The sequence below is a fragment of the Pantoea sp. EKM101V genome (genome assembly GCF_011800325.1).
GTDB classification, from domain to species: Bacteria; Pseudomonadota; Gammaproteobacteria; order Enterobacterales; family Enterobacteriaceae; genus Pantoea; species Pantoea anthophila.
The window spans coordinates 26,639-47,815 of sequence record NZ_JAALFP010000005.1 but is presented as its reverse complement, the minus strand read 5'-3'; the positions used below and the strand labels follow the sequence as shown (position 1 = coordinate 47,815).

General features: G+C 50.4%; 22 protein-coding genes. 10 read left to right on the top strand and 12 right to left on the bottom strand.

Annotated elements, in window-relative coordinates; translation table 11 throughout:
- Nucleotides 1-96: 96 nt before the first annotated feature.
- A complete protein-coding gene (locus HFD92_RS09675) occupies nt 97-1,356 on the top strand; it encodes an integrase arm-type DNA-binding domain-containing protein (protein WP_167428849.1) in 1,260 nt (419 codons plus the stop codon).
- Between the two features lie 173 nt (nt 1,357-1,529).
- Here HFD92_RS09675 and HFD92_RS09670 read toward each other — a convergent pair whose 3' ends face one another.
- From HFD92_RS09670 to HFD92_RS09645, 6 genes are read right to left on the bottom strand one after another with little or no spacing between them, the layout of a single operon-like run.
- Nucleotides 1,530-3,845, bottom strand: coding sequence for a primase-helicase zinc-binding domain-containing protein (locus HFD92_RS09670; protein ID WP_167428848.1), 2,316 nt, complete (start codon nt 3,843-3,845; stop codon nt 1,530-1,532).
- Between the two features lie 14 nt (nt 3,846-3,859).
- On the bottom strand, nt 3,860-4,201 hold the full coding sequence (locus HFD92_RS09665) for a DUF5375 family protein (protein ID WP_167428847.1): 342 nt from the start codon (nt 4,199-4,201) through the stop codon (nt 3,860-3,862).
- Complete coding sequence (locus HFD92_RS09660; protein ID WP_058781704.1) at nt 4,188-4,454, bottom strand: hypothetical protein; 267 nt, start codon at nt 4,452-4,454, stop codon at nt 4,188-4,190. The genes HFD92_RS09665 and HFD92_RS09660 overlap by 14 nt, the downstream gene beginning before the upstream one ends.
- Nucleotides 4,451-4,978: a host cell division inhibitor Icd-like protein gene (locus tag HFD92_RS09655; protein ID WP_167428846.1), complete on the bottom strand. Its 528-nt coding sequence runs from the start codon at nt 4,976-4,978 to the stop codon at nt 4,451-4,453. Before HFD92_RS09655 ends, HFD92_RS09660 begins: the two co-directional genes overlap by 4 nt.
- Before the next feature lie 13 nt (nt 4,979-4,991).
- A complete protein-coding gene (locus tag HFD92_RS09650; RefSeq protein WP_167428845.1) occupies nt 4,992-5,240 on the bottom strand; it encodes a hypothetical protein in 249 nt (82 codons plus the stop codon).
- Nucleotides 5,237-5,494 carry an AlpA family transcriptional regulator gene (locus HFD92_RS09645; protein WP_167428844.1) on the bottom strand — a complete coding sequence of 86 codons (258 nt, stop codon included), beginning with the start codon at nt 5,492-5,494 and terminating at the stop codon, nt 5,237-5,239. The genes HFD92_RS09650 and HFD92_RS09645 overlap by 4 nt, the downstream gene beginning before the upstream one ends.
- Before the next feature lie 522 nt (nt 5,495-6,016).
- On the opposite strand from HFD92_RS09645, the gene HFD92_RS09640 reads away from it, so the two are divergent.
- The 4 genes from HFD92_RS09640 (at nt 6,017) to HFD92_RS09625 (ending at nt 10,318) form a co-directional block, all read left to right on the top strand.
- Nucleotides 6,017-6,733, top strand: coding sequence for a hypothetical protein (locus tag HFD92_RS09640; protein ID WP_167428843.1), 717 nt, complete (start codon nt 6,017-6,019; stop codon nt 6,731-6,733).
- Entirely contained in the window at nt 6,730-6,981 is a 252-nt protein-coding gene (locus HFD92_RS09635) for an ogr/Delta-like zinc finger family protein (RefSeq protein WP_167428842.1), read from the top strand. Before HFD92_RS09640 ends, HFD92_RS09635 begins: the two co-directional genes overlap by 4 nt.
- A 594-nt stretch (nt 6,982-7,575) precedes the next feature.
- On the top strand, nt 7,576-8,586 hold the full coding sequence (locus HFD92_RS09630) for an SIR2 family protein (RefSeq protein WP_221412762.1): 1,011 nt from the start codon (nt 7,576-7,578) through the stop codon (nt 8,584-8,586).
- A 7-nt stretch (nt 8,587-8,593) separates the two neighbouring features.
- On the top strand, nt 8,594-10,318 hold the full coding sequence (locus HFD92_RS09625; RefSeq protein ID WP_167428841.1) for an ATP-binding protein: 1,725 nt from the start codon (nt 8,594-8,596) through the stop codon (nt 10,316-10,318).
- A 346-nt stretch (nt 10,319-10,664) separates the two neighbouring features.
- Here HFD92_RS09625 and HFD92_RS09620 read toward each other — a convergent pair whose 3' ends face one another.
- Nucleotides 10,665-11,765: a nuclease gene (locus HFD92_RS09620; protein ID WP_167428928.1), complete on the bottom strand. Its 1,101-nt coding sequence runs from the start codon at nt 11,763-11,765 to the stop codon at nt 10,665-10,667.
- 226 nt (nt 11,766-11,991) lie between these two features.
- Here HFD92_RS09620 and HFD92_RS09615 point away from each other — a divergent pair, with 226 nt between their 5' ends.
- The 5 genes from HFD92_RS09615 (at nt 11,992) to HFD92_RS09595 (ending at nt 14,956) form a co-directional block, all read left to right on the top strand.
- The gene (locus tag HFD92_RS09615; RefSeq protein WP_167428840.1) at nt 11,992-12,312 is read left to right on the top strand and encodes a hypothetical protein; all 321 of its coding nucleotides are present in this window, start codon (nt 11,992-11,994) and stop codon (nt 12,310-12,312) included.
- A gap of 528 nt (nt 12,313-12,840) precedes the next feature.
- Nucleotides 12,841-13,368 (top strand): DUF2778 domain-containing protein, encoded by a 528-nt coding sequence (locus HFD92_RS09610; protein WP_167428839.1) that lies wholly within the window; start codon nt 12,841-12,843, stop codon nt 13,366-13,368.
- Nucleotides 13,337-13,600 carry a hypothetical protein gene (locus tag HFD92_RS09605; RefSeq protein ID WP_167428838.1) on the top strand — a complete coding sequence of 88 codons (264 nt, stop codon included), beginning with the start codon at nt 13,337-13,339 and terminating at the stop codon, nt 13,598-13,600. The genes HFD92_RS09610 and HFD92_RS09605 overlap by 32 nt, the downstream gene beginning before the upstream one ends.
- A 142-nt stretch (nt 13,601-13,742) precedes the next feature.
- A complete protein-coding gene (locus HFD92_RS09600) occupies nt 13,743-14,159 on the top strand; it encodes a hypothetical protein (protein WP_167428837.1) in 417 nt (138 codons plus the stop codon).
- Complete coding sequence (locus HFD92_RS09595; protein WP_167428836.1) at nt 14,156-14,956, top strand: CDP-diacylglycerol diphosphatase; 801 nt, start codon at nt 14,156-14,158, stop codon at nt 14,954-14,956. Before HFD92_RS09600 ends, HFD92_RS09595 begins: the two co-directional genes overlap by 4 nt.
- A 34-nt stretch (nt 14,957-14,990) precedes the next feature.
- On the opposite strand, the gene HFD92_RS09590 is transcribed toward HFD92_RS09595, so the two are convergent.
- The 5 genes from HFD92_RS09590 to uhpT form a co-directional block, all read right to left on the bottom strand.
- On the bottom strand, nt 14,991-15,851 hold the full coding sequence (locus HFD92_RS09590) for a ketose-bisphosphate aldolase (RefSeq protein ID WP_009092306.1): 861 nt from the start codon (nt 15,849-15,851) through the stop codon (nt 14,991-14,993).
- Between the two features lie 5 nt (nt 15,852-15,856).
- Nucleotides 15,857-17,281 carry a PTS fructose transporter subunit IIC gene (locus HFD92_RS09585; RefSeq protein WP_167428835.1) on the bottom strand — a complete coding sequence of 475 codons (1,425 nt, stop codon included), beginning with the start codon at nt 17,279-17,281 and terminating at the stop codon, nt 15,857-15,859.
- Between the two features lie 113 nt (nt 17,282-17,394).
- The gene (locus HFD92_RS09580) at nt 17,395-17,868 is read right to left on the bottom strand and encodes a PTS sugar transporter subunit IIA (RefSeq protein ID WP_052722456.1); all 474 of its coding nucleotides are present in this window, start codon (nt 17,866-17,868) and stop codon (nt 17,395-17,397) included.
- A 15-nt stretch (nt 17,869-17,883) separates the two neighbouring features.
- The gene (locus HFD92_RS09575) at nt 17,884-19,398 is read right to left on the bottom strand and encodes a transcription antiterminator (RefSeq protein WP_167428834.1); all 1,515 of its coding nucleotides are present in this window, start codon (nt 19,396-19,398) and stop codon (nt 17,884-17,886) included.
- A gap of 374 nt (nt 19,399-19,772) precedes the next feature.
- Nucleotides 19,773-21,164, bottom strand: coding sequence for a hexose-6-phosphate:phosphate antiporter (gene uhpT, locus HFD92_RS09570; protein ID WP_167428833.1), 1,392 nt, complete (start codon nt 21,162-21,164; stop codon nt 19,773-19,775).
- Between the last annotated feature and the right edge of the window lie 13 nt (nt 21,165-21,177).

Sequence of the window (21,177 nt, the reverse complement as noted above, 5' to 3'; positions counted from 1 at the left end):
GGTCCAAATCTGTCCGGGCACATCCGTTGACATCCAACATAGTTGGGGGTCAAGATAGGGGTCACTTCGCTTCGATAAACTTTTGACCCCCAAATCATGCCTATAACTGACGTTGCGGCCCGTACCGCAAAGCCTCGCGAAAAAGAATACAAGCTCACGGATGGTCATGGGCTATACCTTCTTATCAAACCAAGCGGATCTAAACGCTGGTATCTTAAATATCGCTTTGAAGGCAAAGAGAGCAGAGCTGCACTCGGCGCATATCCTCTGATCACGCTGGCTAAAGCGCGCGAAAAACGCGATGAAATTCGACTTCTACTTGCTGATGGCATCAGCCCCAATGCCAAAAAAGAAGAAATTAAACAACAAGAGCAGGCTGCGCTTAACACTTTTGAGAAGGTAGCTCGCGACTGGCATGCGAGTAACAAACGCTGGTCGGATGGCCATGCAGAGAGAGTATGGCGGGATATGGAGCGCAACATACTTCCAGCTATCGGAATGCGGAACATCGCCGACTTAACGACACGTGATCTACTGCTCCCCTTGCGTGAAGTAGAGCAAAGCGGTCGGTTGGATGTGGCCTCGCGTCTACAGCAGCGTGTTACGGGCATAATGCGTTATGCCGTTCAAAGCGGTCTGATTGAAAGAAATCCAGCTCAAGACCTTGCTGGAGCAATCGCAACCAGAAAAGCGACTCACCGCCCAGCTTTATCACTGGAACGCCTGCCTGAATTTCTTCAGCGTGTTGAAGCCAGCAGGGGACGCTTACTTACCAGATTGGCCCTGAAACTCAGCCTGTATGTATTTATCCGCTCCAGTGAACTTCGGTTTGCGCGGTGGGGAGAAATTGATTTTAAAAAAGCACTCTGGACTATTCCTGCCGAGCGTGAAGCTATTGAAGGGATTAAACACTCTCATCGAGGCTCTAAGATGGGTACCGTCCATCTTGTTCCGCTTTCGCAGCAAGCTCTGGCGCTATTGGAAGAAATCAAAGAATTGAGCGGCAATAGAGACCTTATCTTTCCAGGTGATCACCGCCCGACAAAGCCCATGAGCGAAAACACCATTAATAATGCTTTGCGAGTAATGGGTTACGACACTAAAACGGAAATATGCGGCCATGGTTTCCGGGCCATGTCGTGTAGCGCTTTAGTTGAGTCGGGGCTTTGGTCACGCGACGCGGTTGAAAGGCAAATGAGCCATCAGGAAAGAAATGGTGTGCGAGCTGCGTATATCCATAAAGCTGAGCACCTTGAAGAGCGCCGTCTTATGGTGCAATGGTGGGCAGATTATCTAGATAGCAACAGTGGATCACATGTAACCCCATATGAGTTCGCAAAGCGCTTTACAAAATAAAAAGTTTTAATGACAAGTGTTCATACTATTCACCTTGCATTATAAGTGTTTAAAATCAGTCTTTTAGGTGGTGATCGGTTGTGGGCTGCGTGTACACGGATGTTCATGTGGAGTGATCACTCTGTGCTGGGTCGTAAAAAAACCGGCCTGAGCCGGTTCGTTTGCTGTGGGGGTTATTTACTGCATGCAGGAAGCCAGTCGGCCTCACTGTCCTCATGCAGCGTGAGATTGGTTTGGACGCCGTTATTCGTTCTGCGCTTCAGTAGAATGCGCTCATACTCTTTCAGCGTCTGTGGCACTGCCTGGCCGAATGCCGTCAGGCTGAGCGGGTGCTGATGGCCGCGTGACTCCATGAATGACAGGTAGGCATGATAGAGATAGCGCTTCGGATTCAGCGGGCGAATATTGGCGTTACCAATAAACAGCCCGTTTGGCGTGCTCAGCGGCATCAGGTATCCACAGAAATCAACCAGCGGATCGGCCTGTCTTTTGATATCCAGCGCCTCACCGGAAGTCTGCTGCGCCTGCAACAGCTCGCGCGCTTCGTTTGGTGATGAGAAGCGCTGCATCAGGTGACGAACAATCACGGCCAGCTCGGTGCTGATTTTGTCCAGCAGTTGCGGGTCACGTTCTTTTGCCGGTATGACTTCCGGGAACGTCAGGATAACCCGGCGGCGCGATACGCCGCCGCTGCGGTCGCTGAAGCGCATCGGGTTGTTGTTCACCGCCAGAATCACAGCCGGGATATGCGTTGAATAAGCGTCACGGTATTTCGGATCGATTGCTACCGCATCGCCGCCGGTAATCGCCTTGATGCCCGCACCGTCGCCGCTCCATTTCTCCTGGTCAGGAAGAATAATCAGAGAGAAGCCCACCACGCTTGCGCGCTCGCGGGAGGATTCCAGCGTGTCGATGGTGGCTGACGTGGTGTTGTCTTTTCCGGCCAGCAGAGTGGCTATCGAGGCCATGACACTTTTACCGCTGCCGCCGGGGCCGGTGACTTCGAGAAACATCTGCCAGTCATAGCGGTTTGCCAGCACCATAAATAACGCCGCGAGAATACGCTCCTGCTTGTCGTGATTGTGTCCGGCAGCCCGCGTTAACCAGCGGTAAAAGTGCGGTGCGTGGTCTGCGAGATTTTCGCCGGGACGCGGCGCGGAGTAGTCCACGCTGTTGACCGTGCGCAGCCAGTTTTCGCGGCGATGCGGGTCGAAGGTGCCTGTTGTGGTGTCATACACGCCGTTACGGAAACCAATCAGGCGGCGGGACGGTTCACCCATCTGCGGCACCATCAGCTTGAGCGTGTCCAGCACGCTGCCGATACCGGCGGCCGAGAACGGTGCGCGTACCTTATGAAACAGCGCGGCGATTTCCCGGCGCAGCGTCTTCGCCTCCATCACCTGCCATGCGCCGTTCTCATAGCGGCAGATTTCCTCCCCGACCGGCGGCACGGCCAGCGCCTCCCCGTAGTGGGCGACCAGCAGCTCCGCTTTCTGGCTGGCGCTCATGGCCTTCAGGTCTGCCTCGCTGACGGATTCAAACGGGCTGAGTGGCTGCGGCTGCGTAAAGGCGGTGAGCTGCGCCAGCGTGGCGATATCGCCCTGCGCCTGCCACACGTCGTTCCAGTCACCCGTAACCGGCGGCAGTGCGGCTTTGCCGCTACAGGCTCTGGCCGCTTCCTCTGCCTTTAGCTGGCCGGTGCCGTTGTCGTCGCGGTCGGCGGCAATCAGCATCATCGCGCCTGGGTATGACTCACGCAGCCGCTTTGCCAGTGAGGGCAGGTTATTGGCGCTCAGCGCCACGTATACCGCCTGGCCGGTCAGCCGGTGCACGGTCAGGCCGGTTGCGTATCCTTCAGTGAGCCACAGCGTTTTGCCATCCGGCTCACCGGCCAGCCAGTATGTGCCTTTCACCTGTCCGCCGGGCAGGGTGCGCTTGTCGCCTGCGGCGCTGATGAGCTGCACGTTTACGGCCGTACCGTTTTCGCCGGTCAGCGGGATGAGCACATCCCCGGTGGCAAAGCTGATGCCACCACAGCGCAGCGCATCAGCAAGTGTGAGCGCCTGTATACCGTGCAGCCCTTTTGATGAAAGGTAGGCGTTGTCCGTGCGGCTGACGGCGGCGGTGATAAGGGCCTGCGCCCGTGCGGCTGCGTCTGCCTGTGTGCGGCTTTTGTCTGCGGTTTCATCATGCATAACCGGGGCTGACTCCGGTAGCGAGCCAAGCATCCCGGCAACCTTCATGGCGGCCTCTTTAGCGCTGAGACTGAGCGCCTTTTCCACCAGGTTAAGGCCGTCACCGGCCCCGCACTGATTACAGAGCCACGTTCCGCGCCCGTCCTGATTGTCGAATCGGAAACGGTCTTTACCGCCGCACGCCGGGCAGGCTCCGTGCCGCCCCCCGGCGTGCACGCTGATACCGAGGGCAGGCAGAAGCTGCGGCCAGAATCCGGTGGCCGCCTTTACGGTGTCAGAGACGATATGTTTCATGTGCATGTTCTCCCTCAGTGCAGCGTGATGCGGCTGGCGGCCGCAAGCTGGCTGCGGAACAGCTCATCCATCATGGTGACGCCGAGCTGCGTCAGCCGCGGCGGCGCGGTCAGCAGGTCCGGCTCAACCATATCGCCCAGCATCGTGCAGGCCATCTCCATGCCTGCGTCCGGGCCGTGGCGGCGCACATAGAAGCCCTCCAGCTCAAGGGCAATGGTCATCTGAAGCTCATCAATCGTCGCTGACACGGTGATGCCGAGGCCTTTGCAGGCGTTCAGGTAGCCCTGCGCCAGCGCGCGACGGTAAACGGCGGTGCGTACCTCAACGGGCAGGCAGGAGTGATTAACGGTCATCATGGCGGGCCTCCGTGGCTAACATGCGGGATTCACAGGTTTCAACAACTTTACCGAGCTGGTCGGTGAGCAGGGCAACGACCGAGGCAAGCGCCGCGCCGTCCGGCACGCAGCCGCGCGCGCTCATGCCGTTCACCGAGTCGAACATATCGAGCACGGTCACGCCGACCGCGTGCGCGTGCAGCAGGCGCAGGTAGTCAGCGTGTGGAATAGGGTAGGTCTCACTGTTATTCAGGCGTTTTGTGAGCGTGTTCATGCGACTACCGCCTTAACCGGCAGACGACCGGCAAAGGACAGGACGTAATCGCGGGCGAGGCTGGCACGGGCGCTGCGCTCATCGCCTGCTACAGTGCGCAGCATGCAGGGACGGGCGGCGGCATCAGTGCGACGCACGGCGGCAAAAATAAAGGTGAATTCGGGGTGAGCGGCAGTAAGGGCCGTTGTCATGAGGACAATCTCCATCGAGTAGCGGTTAACGCCACCACCGGAGCTGCAAATCTCATGGGTGGTGGCCCGAACGGGGTTTGCAGTACCGGCCTCAATGGATACCGGCCAGCCCGAAGGCTGCCCCGCCCGGGCCACCATTATTTGACAGCGACTGCGGTCTAAGAACCACAGCCTGAAAAATGGGTAAGCCAGAGCAATGACACAAAAAAACACGCTTGGCGCGTGTTGTGTCGCCATTGAGTTACACGGGCTGCAAATCCCGGCTGCCGATTTTGCGGCAGCACAAAAACTGTATAACGGCCGCTCGCCAGAGAAAAGCCTTTTTTCACACATCGGGGCGTTTTCCTCAGCAACCGGTCAGGACGTGATCGGATTGCGGCGGATTTGATCGGTATTTCCCGTCCTCTTTTTTTACCTTCTGCTTTGCAGACTTCGCTTTTTGACTCAGCATGGAGATATGGGCGTGCATCCCGCTGGTAAAAGCTGATGCCGTGGCTGGTTTGCCGCTGACCGATGCCGTTAAACTTTCCGCGACAAATGCGGCTTCTTCGCGGGTGAAAGGAAAGGTTTTCGTGCCAAAATTCAGCGAAATCACGCCGCACCTCCGGCACGCTGTGCGATGCGGGCCTGCATCCAGCCGTCAATCTCTGACGCCAGCCAGGCGACGTTTTTACCGCCGAGGGAAATCTGCGACGGGAACTGCTCCCGACTGATTAAGTCGTAAATGGTCGAGCGTGACAGACCGCAGGTACTGATCACCTCCGGCAGTCGCATAAAGCGGTCACGCGGGTAAACGGCATCGCGGGTTACGGGAATGGCAGGGGCTGTTAAGGATGAAACTGCGTGCATGGTGTTACCTCATTATGAGTCCGGCCGGTGCTGTCCGGTTCCGGTGGTGTCTTCAGGTAACCCCCTATTCTGGTTATATTTCTGGTGAAGTAAACAACCCCATGATTGCTGAAAAATGAGCAAAAAGCACTTCTGTTACCTCCTGTTTGCCTTTGTTTGCCAACATTTGCCATCGTTTGCCTTTTAAGAGCTTTCAGCGATTAAAAAGCTTTAATTAATAGGATTAAAATCTGAAAAAGGCTCGCCAGAAAAAAAGCTCTTATCTGAGGTTGCGTGAAGACAGGTGAATACTGAGTGAAGACTTAATTTTAAAGTGTTCACTATTTTAAGTGTTGTATTTATTACCTTTTTTATCTTAGTGAATACCAGTGAACAGTTATATGAGAAATATCACCAGTCAAGGGGCCATCCCGTACTGGTTTTGCCTTTGTTTGTTCATCGACAGGCGGAAAGCAATGAAATGCGCTGTCCTGTGGTAAACGACAGAATGACCTCATCCTTTACAGACGATGAGAGACAATAATGACCACCCCGGAACAGAAACCTGCATCACAGGAACGCTTCGAGAAAGCCCGCGCTGAACATACCGAAAGGATGAAAGCCTATAACGGCATCTGCGCCGATATCGCCCGCTGTGAAAAAGAGCAACAGGCAGCCATCGAGGCAGGAAAAGAAGCCGAGAGCAACTGGCGCACGAGCTTTCGCAACCTGCGAGGCAATCTCACCGACGAGCTGCGCACCGAACATTCTCAGCGCATCGCCAGCCGTGAACTGGCCGATGAGTTCGGCGGGCTGCTTAAAGAGCTGGCGCTGGATAAGCAGGAGGCGATGCTGAAATGCTGCGGCAGTGGTAAAGAGTATGTTGAATCGCACCGGGAGGCTTTTACCGGGTTCGCGGATGCGCACTGGCAGTCAGCCCTGCGTAACGTAAGTCCGTCGCTGCTGTGGGCCATTAAGCTACGTCTCCGTCGCGAAGAGCTTTCCCCGACGTTTGCCGGAGACGACCGGGATAGTATTAAGGACGTGGCTTATCTGGTCGGTGAAGCGCTGACGCGGGCGGCTGCTGCTCTGCCAGACAGCATACTAAATGAGGCTCCGCTGCTGGAGAATATTGGTCTGTATCGTCCGCCGCTTACCGGTATTGATATGGAGCTTTACCGCCATCCTATGCGCCGCCAGAAGCTGGCTGAAACAATCCGGGCGCAGCGTGCAAAACTTCAGGAGGGCAGCCAGAAATGATGCACTGTCCCTACTGCAAAAGCGCGGCACATACCAAATCGAGCCGCTATATGTCAGAGCAGGTAAAAGAGCGTTATCACCAGTGCACTAATCTCGACTGCTCCTGTACTTTTAAGACGAATGAGAGCATCACAAAGGTCATCACCGCACCGCCACAGCCGGAAAACGTACCGGAAGCACCACCGGAACCGGCAAGAGAACGTCAGACGCTGGGCCGTTATGGCTCTTCATTCCGCCAGGTTCATTAATCCCGCACAGCCGCTGCGCGACCAGCGGCTTTTTTGTGCCTATGCTTTGTCTTTCTGATGCCCTTTTTCTGGCCAGCCGCCTTGTTGAGAGCAATGCATGCATAGCGTGCATGGATCTGCATGCAAAAACATGCATCGCTTTGTCTCGTTCAGGCCATGCCGGGCGCGGCCTGGCCCGTAGCATGCACCTGCATGAAAAGTGATGCATAAAGTGGGCAGGCGTGGCGGGGATAGCATTGCGCGCTGGGGCGTATTTAATTGAATACTCAGAATGGGGTAATTCGCACCAGTTACGATCCAGAAGTAATCACTTCGAGTAAACTGCGACTAAATTGCAGTTCAAAAAACTGTTAAAACTAAATTAAAGTTATTTTATGCTTTTTTATTGCCCGCTTAATAGAGTGGAGCTCTTGTTTTTTTACAATAAAATGATTTATATGGGTATTTTGTTATTTTTTTAAGTGGGTTTTTTGTCAAAAACTCAAAGCGCCCATCTTACTTAATCTTTTCTTATGTGATAAAAGTATTTCAAAACATTAATGCATATTGAAATTTTTTATTGTTAAAAGGTCATCAAAATTAAGGAAATTGAGGGTGTGTGAAAATATTGAAGACGTAGCGAAACTGGCGCAAAGATTTTATAGCTTATTCCCAACAATAATTCTAGGCAGCGGCGCTTCTGCGGCATTTGGTATGTCAGGAATGGGAAAGCTCGCAGAATGCTTAATAAAGGAGGTAACTGTAGAAGAAGAACATTCAGCTTTATGGGGGAGTTTTTGTGATGAGCTGTCATCTGGAACAGATCTTGAAAGCGCTCTTCATAAACATGACCTACCCGAACTAGTTACTTCAGAAATAATAAATAAAACGTGGCTCCACTTATGCCCACAAGATTTAGGTATATTTAAAAAAGGAATTTCAAGTAAAAAAGAATATCCTTTATGTGTGCTATTAAAGCATATGCTTAGAAGTACAAAAGATAGAATAAACATTATAACTACAAACTACGATAGGATCGCAGAGTATGCATGTGAGCAAGCCCGAGTCCATCATTATACTGGTTTTGCTCACGGTTACAGAAAATTCCCAGTAGATATGAATTATTTAACCTGCCAGAGGCAGGTTAATATATGGAAAGTTCATGGTTCACTGGATTGGTTTTTATCACCAAATGAAGAAATATGTTCATTTGGTAATGTTAGTGAGATACCAGATAATCATATACCATTGATTGTTACCCCCGGTCTTGCGAAATATAGAAGCACTCACAAAGAACCATATAAAACAGTAATACATGAATCCGATAATATACTAAAATCATCCCCATCATATTTATGCATTGGATATGGTTTTAATGATGAGCATATTCAGGAGAAATTAGTAAATAAGTGTGTGAATGAGGATTCAAAGTTAATTGTTATAACGCATAAACTAACTGAATCTACCAAGAAAATCCTTTTTAAAGGAAACTTAAAAGAGTTTCTTGCAATTGAATCCGGAGAGAGTGAGAGGGAATCTTATATTTATACTTCAACGGAAGAGAAAAAAATTATCATTCAAGAGGATTATTGGAGTTTGAATGGTCTGTTAAAATTAATTATATAGGTGAGCCATGACAATATTTAATTATAAAGATGATGAATCATTAGGCAAAGTTATATCAGTAGATACTGTTACTGTTATAATTGAAATTAAAGATGCAGAAAGCCTCAGAAAACTTCAGGTTAATAGATTAATTGCTTTGCAAAGTAGTAAGCCAGGACAGCACTTGGTTGGCTTAATCACTCAAGTTACACGTAAAAAAATCATCAGTGAAGATGCTGAGCTGGATGATACTGAAAAAGTTGAGCTAAATCTATGTAAAGTCTCGCTAATTGGCTCTTTACTCGATAGAGTTGGTATGCAAGTAAATGTGTTTAGGCGCACAGTTGAAAGTGTTCCAGAAATTGATGCAAACTGTTTCCCTATAGAGGGAGACTACCTTACAAACTTCATGAGAGTAATTTCTCAAGCAGTAGGTGATGGGTCTTCTCTAATACTGGGTAATTACACTCTCGACGAAAAGGCTATTGCATATCTAAATGGGAATAAATTTTTTCAAAGGCATGCCTTTATTGGGGGGAGTACCGGCTCTGGAAAATCTTGGACTACTGCTAAAATAATCGAACAAGTTTCAACGCTTGACAATTGTAACGCAATTTTATTTGATCTTCATGGTGAATATAAACCTTTAAATGGAGAAGGTATAAAGCACTATAAAATAGCAGGGCCTTCTGACACTGAGAGTGGAAGAGGTTTAAGTGAAGGTGTGATATTTTTACCGTACTGGTTGTTAACTTACGAAGCTCTTGTTTCTTTTTTCATAGATCGTAGTGACTTAAATGCTCCTAATCAAGCTATGGTTATATCAAGAGAGGTTAACTCTGCTAAGAAAGAGTATCTTCAGGAGAAGGAACTTAATGATATTTTAAATAATTTTACGATTGATAGCCCCATTCCTTTTAGTATTGAGAAGCTACTGGTGACTTTAAATTCATTAAATACCGAAATGGTACCCAGTACGCGAGGAGAGAAACAAGGAGAGTTCTATTCCAAGTTTAGCCGAATGATAGCTCGCCTAGATAATAAAATTAGCGATAGAAGATTAGGTTTTATGTTTCAGGGCGGGGAAGATACAAAAAACTTTGACTGGCTTAATAAATTATCTAAGGTCGTGTTAGGAGGAAACAAAGAAAAAGAAGGTGGGGGCGTTAAGATAATAGATTTTTCAGAAGTTCCATCAGATATTCTACCTCTTATAGTCTCATTAGTTGCTAGGTTGGCATTTTCAGTTCAGCAATGGACTCCAAATAATATGCGTCACCCAATAGCTTTACTGTGTGATGAGGCGCATTTATACATACCTAATAAAACATCCTCTACAGGAGCAGATGATGTTTCAATAGAAATATTTGAAAGGATAGCTAAAGAAGGTAGAAAGTATGGTGTCAGCCTCGTTGTAATAAGCCAGCGACCATCAGAAGTAAATAAAACGATACTCAGTCAATGTAGCAACTATATCTCAATGAGACTCACAAACGCTGATGACCAAGGAGTTATTAAAAAATTACTTCCAGATAATTTGGGTGGACTAAGTGAGCTTTTGCCCACTCTAGACACAGGAGAAGCTTTGGTCGTAGGCGATGCAAGTTTGATACCAAGCAGGATACGAATTGCTGAACCAAAACAGAAGCCAAATAGCGGCACAGTAGATTTTTGGAATCGTTGGCAGGAAGATTCTCAATCCAGCAGAATTGACATTGCTATAGAAAATTGGAGAAAACAGAATATTAGCTGAATTAGCTCAAATTATGACCCCTGGCAATTAATATTAATGGGGGTCAATTTTGAGGTCATTTCACGGTTATTATATAAAATAAATCAATTTTTTCAGTTGCTTGTGATTGGGTTTTGAGTCCGGCCTTCGCACTAAACATGCAAGTTCAAGTCACTTAAGGACGGCTTTTTTTATCTGAGTTTTTGCTGAAAAAAGCGCTCACTAAATTAATCCCAAGCTTATTCTCTTATAAAGCAGAAAAGAAGTCTGGTACTGATAATATAATGATTTCATCAATATCCAGAATAATAATAAACCCTCAATTTTCGAAAGAACTTTTATATCAATAGGATACGTAATAAATAGACTACCATTCAGCATTCCAGCTTTTGAAAGAGAGCTTTAATTTTTCAATGGTATGGCGCCATTTTGGCGTTGTAGGTTTGCAGACGGTATTTTGATTGCCGAAAAAACCAACCTCATTGATGGCGTCCTGCTCGCTTCTGGTCTCCAGCCATTTCACAGCAACAAAATACTCGGACTTATCGGGGTCATCAGCATTCTTACGATAAAGCTCTCTGAACTTCAGCACATCCATAGCCAGCTTTTCACCCTCTTCGGTATTTACAGTGAAGCTGCTGGCAGGCTCAACGCCACTCTGCACAATACCTACACCGACATAACCCGTTGCAGGAATTTTTACCCATACACGATTACCGGGCTGAAGTTGTTTTAAAGTCTGACTATACCAGCTTCCGCCACCCGCGCTGATAAAACCGTAACCGCGAGCCTCGTCCCAATTGCGACTATGTGGGTCGCCAAACGAGACGTAAAACTCACCGTTCCAGGGTTCCTTTGCACTGGCGCCTGAAGCCGTGGCCTGTGCGGCGTTGGTTTGTGTTTCACTCGGATCGATAAGCCAGGCACGGCTCAGGAACTGATCGCCGCCGTGCTGAAATACTTTGAAGAAGAGAACGTTTATGGAGATTCCATTCTTACTAAGGTAGTCAACGATTCGTTCGGTTGATGGGTCCAGCTCCGCCGCGACAATAATAATCTGATGTGACTGATTCAGAGACTCTTCTTCCAGCTCAGTATTAAAGCGCTGCCTGAATGCGTCGCCGAGCTTACCTCCGCCTGAGAATTTTTCATAAATCTGCGACAAACGGTCGGCGGTCAGATCATCCACCCAGGAAGCGTAATCCAGCGCCTGCGCGACCACCTCCCGCGGTGTGCGGTCGCGTTTAAGCTCAATCAGGATCAGTGAAGCATCGGGTGCTATTGCCAGCAGATCGATCCGCCCTTTATCAAGCGTATTTTCCTGATGGCCAATGATCATCCACTGATCGGAGAGGATGGTGGGATCGTTTAAGATCATCTTCTCCAGCAGTTGCTCACTGGCGAGTTTACTAATGGTTAACGGCTGTGGGTTATCGCCCACCCGCCAGATAGCATGATGAACCGGCATCATCTGATCCTTAGTTTAATGCTGCATCTTTTAGCGCGTCCGCCAGATGGAGCTGAGTGCTCAGGTCGGATTGTAGAAAGCCACAATTAACACTAAATCTCCTAATTTTGCTAATAATTTTCTTCTGTTATTTGATCGGTTTTAACAGCAAGATAAAGCTTCTGTCTTTGTTTGTATTGGACTCTTTCAAAGTTAATATTGATTATGTTTTCATATGGAGCTATATATGCCAGCGTTAAAATCTACAGCCTCCCTGCTTGCCTTAGGCCTGTTTTCCACTGCTGTTTTAGCTGATGAGGCACACGTATGTCGTTCGGCCTCATTGCCCCAATCCAACAGTGCAGCAACATTGTCTGATAATACCCAGTTTACCTGTGGTGGTGATATCTCCGGCACCGTGTCTGTTTTGTCCAAGGCAGGCTGGAAAGTCTCTCATGTTCTGGAACAGTCAGATATGTCAGCTTTGTCCTCTATGAAATCTGGTAAAATGCCGCCTAACCCGGAGGATCTAACCAAAACTTATTGGATTATCATCATTCAAAAATAATTTATCAGTATTAAAAATAAAAAGTATATTCGAGATGTATTGTGTTGCGAATATATAATGTCGGGAGTATATCAATGTTAACTGTTTGAATGTACTGCTCCCTTCAGGCTTTTTTACCTGCTCCAGATTGTTTTATGCAGCGTAAAGTCAGCCATGCCTGATAAGCCACGTGAGGATGCTTAAATAAAATTTTTTACGAGTTAGTATTCTCTGCTATATCGAAGCTGAAACCAGATTTGCTGAAAAGAAACTCTGTCTTGAATACACTATCTTCGCTGTGAATATTTTCACTTTACGTAGGTTATCTGTCAAAAGGATTATAAAGGGTTTCACTTACATGCAGCGCTAATTTATAGATTCCCATTGGTGGTTATAGCAATTTAGCGAATCAGGAAGACAGTGTTTAAGAAGGGTATCACTAAATTATGATTGTGTAGAATATCGAAGGAAGATCAATTTCTTTTCATGACGAGGCATTATGATAAATCACGTTCTTGGATAAATTCATTAAAAAAAAAGGAGCCAGAAATGGCATTAAAAGGAAAATTCACTGTTAATGATGCAGATTACTCCCCTTTACTCATCTATGGAATAGGCACGTTTATGGCGTTTTCTGGTAACAGGGAATATCGCAATCGTGCAGGATGTATTGCAGTCCCGGACAACGGGCCGATACCTGAGGGGGTATATCACATCGTTAAACGCCCTACGGGGGGCTGGAAAGGCATAATCAGGACAGACATGCACGATTTCTACTCTTGGCCGGGATCAACGCCAGTCATCAGGTATGAATGGTTTGCTTTGTATCGTGATGATGAAAAGATAGATGATCATACGTGGGTAAATAACGTAAAGCGAGGTAACTTCAGGCTACATCCTCGCGGCCCACTGGGTGTCTCTTTAGGCTGCATCACATTGCAGCACAAAACTGATTTCATCGCGATTCGGCAGGTTTTACTCTATACACCACAGGTAAAATTACCTAACGGGCTAATCTCTTATGGAACAATTGAGGTGGTTTTAAATGGAAGCAAAACGTGTCCCGGCGGGGTTTAGAATCCTTATCGCAGCGTCCTTGTTTGTCATTACTTTTCTTATTGCAAGGCCATCAGATCCCTCGACAGAGGGAGAGCAGCAGTTTTGGACAGCGTTAGCAAAGCTATTCAATCAACGTGATATTGAGGGGTTTGTGGGGATTGCATTATTAGTGATATGTACAATAGTAACGGTAGTCGGTTACCTGGTAATAGTAAGGATTGTTGAGAAGAAAATTAAAGCTAAGGAATGACTTTTGTAGTGAGTAGGTCAAAGATGAAAATAGCATCCTTTTTATTCGCGCTATTTCAATTTGTTCGCGGATTAGATACAACGGTCAATTAATCATGTTGCTTTGTAAAAAATTAAGCTTTCTGCTTTTCGGGACTGCCTGAATGATGAGATGTGGTGCACTCGCTTCTATCACCGCGCTTACTTTTGGCGGCTTGTTACTCTGGCTCGTAATTTCAGGCTCTGATAAAACGACAGTTTACACGGAAAAGGATTTCTTTAGCTATCACACGCTCACGCAAAAATACATCGAAAACGCCCCGCGAATAACGGACAACTACTATTTTGAGGCGCACCCCGGAGACGGCTATTCTCCTTCAAATAGCATCATATTCAAAGGCGCTACAGATACGGCTGCACTCCACGCTTATCTCGAAAAGCTGGGATACGTGAAGCAAAAACGCAGTCTGGGGGAGAAGGAAATATGGGCGAAGCCCGATCAGCTGGATGGTGATCTGTTCTATCTTTACTTTAACCCTACAACCCATGAGATTGAGCTGACCAGGGTTTTGAATAATTGAGACGCCTGAACAAAAAATCGTTGTGGCGATGCCGGCCTCTGTCGCTGGTCATCGCGCTGCTACTGGTGGGATGCGCCCGCTCTGATGCGCTGTGGACGGTCACGCATGACCTCTGCATGAATAACTACCACTACCGTCGCGATCCGGCACCCTGCCAGCAAATCTATCTGCCGCAGGACAACACTCAGGGCTACAGCATCATCCAGAATCCTCGCCACAGGCTGCACTTTATTCTGGTGCCCACGGTGGCCATGTCCGGTATTGAAAGCATTGCGCTATCACGACCCGGACGTCCCGATTATTTCGGCTACGCCTGGTTAATGCGTTATCGTCTGATGGCGGCCTATGGTGCTGCCGTGCCTGAAGATCGGCTCGGCATGGCGCTCAATTCCGCTTATGGCCGCAGCCAGAATCAACTGCATATTCATCTGACCTGCCTGCGGGAAGATGTCTATCGTCAGCTTCAGGCCGAGCGCCCCTTTATTCATGATGACTGGCGACCCTTACCCGATCGTTTGCTGAATCACACCTACTATGCCCGTCGCGTCATGCAGCCGACGGCGATGGGGATCTATCCTGTCTCCTCCGTGGCACGCCATTTCCATCTCTCCTCGCCGCAGCTGGCGGAGTCGGGCGTGGCGCTCATCCCGACGACGTTCTCGGGAGAAAAAGGGTTTATCCTGCTAACCACCCGGCGCGGCTGGGATAAGGGCAATCGGGCGTCCGTTGAGTCGCTACTGGATAAACGCTGCGCTATTCTTTCAGCGCCGCCCGCTGACGTTTCAGCCGCAGAGTAACGAAACCTCATCCCAGCCATCCACCACCAAACCCTTACCGGTACAGCGCCGCTTTCCCCACCGAACTGAACAGCGCCATCTTCGCCGCGACGACTTCACCCGCCGCCTGCATCGGTTTTACAAACAGCGCATTGGGTTCATGCCCGCCCTGTTTCAGCTCCTGCTCCAGCGCCACGAAAAACGCCTTCTTCATGTCGCTGGAGATATTGATCTTACCGACGCCATAACGAATCGACTCCGCCACCTCGCTGTCTTTATTACCCGAACCGCCATGCAGCACCAGCGGGATATCCACCACCTTCCGGATCTGCTGCAGACGCTCGATATCCAGCTTCGGCTGCTTGCCTTTAGGGTAGAGACCGTGCGAAGTGCCGATAGCGACTGCCAGCGTGTCGGTGCCGGTCTCGCGCACAAAGGTCTCAGCCTGCTGCGGATCGGTATAGAGAATCTCATTACTGCCGCCTTCGCCGCTGCCTTCTGCCACCCCGATGGTGCCCAGCTCCGCTTCCACGGAGACATTCACCGCGTGGGCGATCTCCACAATCTTCTTCGTCAGCGCAATGTTCTGCTCAAAAGGGTGAGAGGAGGCATCCATCATCACCGAGGTAAAACCGGCGTAAATCGCTTTCATCACCTCTTCCAGCGTGCGGCCATGGTCCAGATGGATCACCACCGGCACCCGTGCCTGAATCGCCAGCGTCCGCAGATAGCCGATGAACTCCGGGCCGGTAAAGGCCATCTCATCAGGGTGGATCTCCAGAATCAACGGTGAATCCAGTCGCTCGGCCGTCTCAACCGCGACGCGTCCAAACTCAGCGCTGGCGATGTTAAACGCACCCACGCCAAACTGATGCTGACGGGCCACGCTGAGCAGGTCTTTCATGTTGTAAAGCATAGGTTTTATCCTTGTTTTGCAGGAAGAGAGATATCTTTTTTCAGGAACAACAGGATCAGCGCCGTCAGCAGACTGCCTGCGGCAATCGCAAACAGATAACCCATAACGTTGCTGATCACGTTAGGAATGAAGATGACGAAGATGCCGCCATGCGGAGCGCGGGACGCGCAGCCCAGCATCATCGACAGCGCGCCCGCTAAGCCGGAGCCCGCGACAATCGCCGGGATAACGCGCAGCGGATCGGCGACCGCGTACGGTATCGCGCCTTCGGTAATGAAGGAGAGACCGAGGATGTAGGTCACCTTGCCGGTTTCCCGCTCCTGCTCGGTAAACTTGCGGCGGAAGAGGGTGGTCGCCAGCGCGATGCCCAGCGGCGGCACCATGCCCGCCGCCATACAGGCGGCAATCGGGCCATAAATGCCGCTCGACATCAGGCCAATCGCAAACATACAGACGGTTTTGTTCAGCGGGCCGCCCATATCAAAGGCCACCATCATGCCGAACAGCAGGCCCAGAATGGCCGCATTGGTGTTACCCAGCGAACTGAGGAAGGCGGTCAGCCAGCCGAGCAGCATCTTGATCGGCTCACCAATCAGCAGCACCATCAGTGCGCCGGTCAGCAGCACGCTCAGCAGCGGCACGATTAAAATGGGCTTCAGCCCGGCGACCGCTTTGGGCAGGTGGATATGGTTGTTGATGAGCAGCGTGATGTAGCCCGCCAGGAAGCCGGCAATCAGCGCACCGAGAAAGCCGGAGCCGGTGTGGATCGCCATCATCCCGCCCACGGCCCCCGCCACGATGCCCGCTTTACCGCTGATCGACTGGCTGATGCCCAGCGCAAGAATCGGCAGCATCAGGGCAAAGGCCGAGCCGCCGCCGATGTCAGAAAGCATCTTCGCTATCGGGCTGAAATGTGCGTCCCCTGGTGTGGCCGCCGTAATCCCGAAGGAAAAACTCAGCGCGATCAGAATGCCGCCCGCCACCACAAACGGGATCATCAGGTTCACACCGGTGATGAGGTGGACATAAATCTCCGACGCCCAGGAGCGGGAAGCCGATGCCTCTCTGACCGCAGAAACCGGTTCAGCAGCGCCGGTCGGTGACGCAGATTCGACCAGCTTCGGTGCCAGCTCGCCGTTGACGATGGCGCTTAACAGACCTTCCGCATCTTTCGCCGCACGGGTGACGGGCACTTCAATCACGTTTTTGTGCTGAAAACGTGCCATCTCGACTTTTTTATCTGCGGCAATCAATACGACATCAGCCTGATGAATATCGTCGTCGCTGAGAATATATTCGCTTTCTATGGCACCCTGGGTTTCCACTAATACATTCAGCCCCAGTTTTTTCGCCGCTTTTTTTAAATTACTTTCGGCAAGGTAGGTGTGGGCAACACCTGTAGGACAGGCGGTAATGGCAATAATGTTCATAAACGTTCTCCGGTAAAAGGAAACGATTTTATTTTTATCTTTTTAACGACGGATGAATGGCGACTGTCTGAAAACCTCCTTACTGTTTTATTTTTTCACGTTCTCCCTGTTATTCAGGCTCCCGAGCGGGACAGGAGTAAATGAAACATCTCTTCGCGATGTTCTGTATTCAGTAATTGTTCAACCACCTCTTCGTCACCGAGGGCAATGGATATTCTGGCGAGCATTTTTATATGGCCGACATCTTTATCGGACTCTTTAACCGCGAAGAGGATCACCAACCGCACCCGGGTGCCGTCGATGGTCTCCCAGGGAATATCCTGGCGCAGGCGTCCGACGGCAATCCGGGTTTTAACGACGGCAGCCGATTTACCGTGCGGAATGGCAATATGATTTTCAAATCCGGTTGAGCCTAACTCTTCGCGCAGATAAACATCTCTCAGAAAAGCGGCTTTATCCGTGACCGCACCGGTCTGGCAGAGCAGGTCGGTTAGCTGAGAAATAATCTGCTCTTTGGTCTGGCAATCGACATCGAGAATAATGCACTCTTCTTTAAGCACTTCATTAATCGCCACGGCTGTCGTCATTTTATTTCTCCATCATTAATTAATTGAGTTCGATACCAGACATTCGGTAACCCTGGCGATATCTTTCGCCGAAAAGAGGGCGGAGACATACACCACCGGCTTTTCCAGCGGTTCCAGCCGGATAGTCGAGATCACCACGTCGCACGCCTGTCGCTTCAGGGAGTCCGCGATATTTTTACCGGGCACAATGTCGATAATCTGCCAGTCAGGAAAGGCGCGCAGGATCCGTCCGTAAAGCAGCTGCGAGGTACCCAGGCCGCTGGAGCAGACCAGCAGCACCCGCTTTACCTTAATGCTGTTTTCGATGGCCGCCTGAATATGCACGGTGAGATAGGCCACCTCATCGTCACTGATTTCATCCAGCTGATACTCCTGCGTCAGCTCCCGGATCACCGCTTTGACGGCGGCGAACACGGTGCCCAGTTCGGTCTGGATATCGTGCAGCAGCGGATTTTTAATCCGGATGTGATATCTGAGGCGGTTCAGCATCGGCTTGATGTGTGAAGTCAGCGAAGCCTGCAGCTTCGGATCGGTGGTGATGGCGATGTTGATCCGCTGCGCCACCCGGTCGATCAGCGCCGCAGCAAAGCGGGTTTCCCGTTCTGAAATCAGCGCGTCATCGTGCAGATCGGCATCGCCGCCCGCCTTACCGGACGACACCAGATACTGATAGATGGAGTGCGCCTCCTCGGCGACCAGTAGCGTGTTGTAAGCCGTCTCGATGCGCTCTATGACCGCCAGTGAAACCTGCCAGGCGTGTGGGTCGCTGACCCGGTTCATGACCACGGCGCGGGCGTCCGGGCTGTGCATCGGCGAGTGGCTGCGGTGAATCAGCACCAGAACGTGGGTAAACAGATTAATGTAGTAAGGATCGCTTATCGTATAGTGCAGCTGCTGTTCAATAAAATTGATGAGCTGCAGGGTGAAATGGACAGCCTGCTGACCAAACTTCTCTGAAAGCTCCTGCAGCGTGCTTTCATCCAGGCGGCTCTCCATCATGTCCTGACGGTTGTAGATCGATTTTAAGACCAGCGCTTTCATCGCCAGGCGAATATTCTGGTCGCTGCCTTTGATGCTGGTGCCGGTACGACTTTTTAATAACGTTAAATTAAACTGATGTAACCAGGTGTCTAATGTTTTTAAATCATTCACTATTGATGCGCGGCTGATAAAATATTTATCGGCCAGCTCACTGATTGACGAACTTCGGGGTGAGAGCATTAACAGATCGGAGGCTATTTTCAGCATCCTGACGTTACTGCTGAAATCATCCACCTCTGCAGAAAAAATCCGACGGGCCGCTATTTCGGATGTGGCGTCAGCAAATTTAATTGTGATGCCTCTCCCACTTTTACCGCTCAGTGTGATCCCCTGGTCAGCGAGTTTTTCATTAATATCGGCAATGTCGCGGCGTAACGTTCTTGGCGTGATGGCCGTTTTTTCTGAAATAGCGCGCAGGCTCACATAACTGTTATGAGAAATAAGCTGTCGCATAATGGTCAGTTGCCGTTCTGTCAGCGCCTTCATCATCTTCAGGTTCCGCTTAATCAGTTATTCGCCTTTGGGAGTTATCATCTAAGCAAAGGCACCAGACCCTGTAAATATTAAAACATGGCCACAACCCGGGGGGCTGGCTGACCACCTGACAGCGGGTTCTGGAATAACAGAGACGAGATGAACGGTCAGGGAGAAGGCTGATTGGGTGTGATGCAATGATTAAAGATGTCAGGTTGCTGCTGATGGCATGCAGGGGGGGCTGAAGCTTTATTTTTTAGCGGATGACAGAATAAAGCAGACTTGTGAGAGAAGGTTATATGACTGCTCACTGACCGGTTATTGTCACTATTTAAACGCTGTGCACGAACGCCGAAAAAGCCCGGCATCCGCCGGGCCCGATAACATCTTTACGCCATCTTCAGCCGCTGCAGTCGCTTCTCGCGGCGAATCTTGCGCTCCTCCATCACGGCGACCATCGCCATCAGACAGATACAGGCGATAGCGGCGGTATCCAGTGCGGCAAAGGTGCCTGCCCAGCCGGTCAGGCCGAAGATCGGGGTGCCGTCTGCGATCATGCCCAGGCCCAGCTTGGCAAAGCTGTCGCCAATCAGGTAGGCGAATGTGCCTTTAATACCGTCGGCGGCGCTAATCGCTTTTTTCGGGACGAAGCCCACGGCGGCCACGCCGATCAGTAACTGCGGGCCAAACACCAGAAAGCCCAGCGCAAACAGCGAAGCCAGATAGACATACTGGTTGCTGGCATGCTGATAGATCCCCAGCGTGGCGATAATCAGCGCTAACGCGACGCAGGCCACCAGCGCACGACGGCCATTGGCCAGATCGGATAACCAGCCCCACAGCAGCGTCCCCACCAGCGCACCCGCTTCAAACAGGGTAAAGCCCTGAATCGCGATCTCTTTTGAGAGCTTCAGTTCCTGAAAAGCATAAACCGTTGACCACTGATCGATACCGATGCGCACCACATAGAGGAAGATGTTGGCGAAGCAGAGCAGCCAGATCACCTTATTCTTCAGTACGTATTCAACAAAGATCTGCCATTTGGTCATCGACTCATCTTCGGCCTCTTTATCCTCTTCGCTCAGCTCCTCGCCGAACAGCTCTTCGGCTTTGCCCAGACCATAGGACTCCGGCGAGTCGCTGCCGTAGCGCAGGCCGATAAAGCCGACAATCAGCGCGATGATCGACGGGAAGATAAACATTCCGACCACGTGACCGTCGAACAGCACATTGGCACCAAACAGTGCGACGCCCGCGGCACCGGCTCCGCCGAGGTTGTGAGAGATGTTCCACATGCCAAGGTAGGAGCCTCGCTTACGGCGCGGTGTCCATTTGGTGATGGTGGAGTAGCTACAGGAGCCGCCGGTGCTCTGGAAGAAGCCGCTCAGGGAGTAAAACGCGATCATCAGGAACAGGCTTATCGAACCGCTGCCCATGCTGGCGCTGAACCCCAGCATACAGATGGCCGAAAGGATCAGCATAAACGGCAGAAACTGCTTGGTGTTTTTACCGTCCGCATAATAGGAGACCAGGGTTTTCCCGACGCCATAGGTGATGGAAAAGCCCAGACCAATCATCCCCAGCTGGGTCATGCTCAGCCCGTAGGTGGTGATCATATCGTTCTGCGCGATATTGAAGTTTTTGCGGATCAGATACATGGTCAGGTAGCCGATAAAGACCACCAGATAGGACTGCATAAAGGGCTTGAACCACATCTTGCGCCGCAGTTCGATTGGCAGATCCAGCGTGGGTCTGCGCACCTGTTTGAGGAAGGCCAGCATGGAAGGGGATTCT